The 844-nt window shown below is 63.6% G+C and carries 1 protein-coding gene; it reads right to left on the bottom strand.

The window, feature by feature from the left end:
* Window positions 1–844 (bottom strand): translocation/assembly module TamB domain-containing protein (locus tag BQ8482_RS01345; protein WP_483237934.1); only part of this gene is annotated, 844 nt, incomplete at both ends.

Here is an 844-nt window from a genome sequence, read left to right as displayed (position 1 = left end):
CGGCGGTGCCGGACACGGTCACCGATCCGCCGCCGACATCGAGCAGCAGCTTTTCGATGCTGGCCGTGCCATTGGCGATGCTTAGGGTCGAGGGCTGCGCGATCGCCGCCTTGATGCCGCGAATGGTCGCTTCGCCGGAAGCGATCTCGACACTTGTCGTGCCGTCCGCGATCTTCACCCTGCCCTCGGCCGTGGCCGGAATGTCCTTGACGGTGGCGCCGCCGGAAAAGCCTGTCCAGTCGCCGTCACGCTTGAGATCGACATCGATGCCGCGAATGACGGTGCCGCCGGAGGTGACGCTGTCGGCACGGATTTTTCCAGAGATCACCGGTGCGGCGAGATAGTTGGCAATCAGCGCATCGATGGTGACCGTCTTTGCCGAAAGATCGCCGCGCGAAATTGAATCCGTGGTCGCCTTGATGGCGACATCAGGCGCATTGCCGGTCTTCGAGAAGGCGATCGTGCCACGCACGTCGCCGTTAGCTTTTTCCAGCGCCAGGGCTGCGAGCGGACTGATATCGGGTAGATCGAGCGCCACCGTGCCGAGCGGCAGGAATTGATCGTCGAGAGCAAGGTCACCCGAAATTTTGTTGTCGCCCAGTGACAGGCTTAGTCCGTTTATGGACCGCTTTCCCCCGCGCGTTACCAGCGACGCCTTGAAATCGAGTGGCTCGTCATTGACGGATCCGGTGAGCGAGATATCGGCCGCCGGGCTGGCGATGTCGCCCTTCCCCGTCGCGGTGAGCTTTAGCCCGGTGATTTCTCGCGCCGCCACCGAAAGCCGGTCGCTGTCGACCGTCAGCGACAGGTCGGGCGCTGTACCGGCGCCCTGCGCGTTCAGCGC

The organism is Mesorhizobium delmotii (genome assembly GCF_900149755.1).
GTDB lineage: Bacteria > Pseudomonadota > Alphaproteobacteria > Rhizobiales > Rhizobiaceae > Mesorhizobium > Mesorhizobium delmotii.
This window is presented reverse-complemented; position numbering and strand designations above follow the sequence as displayed.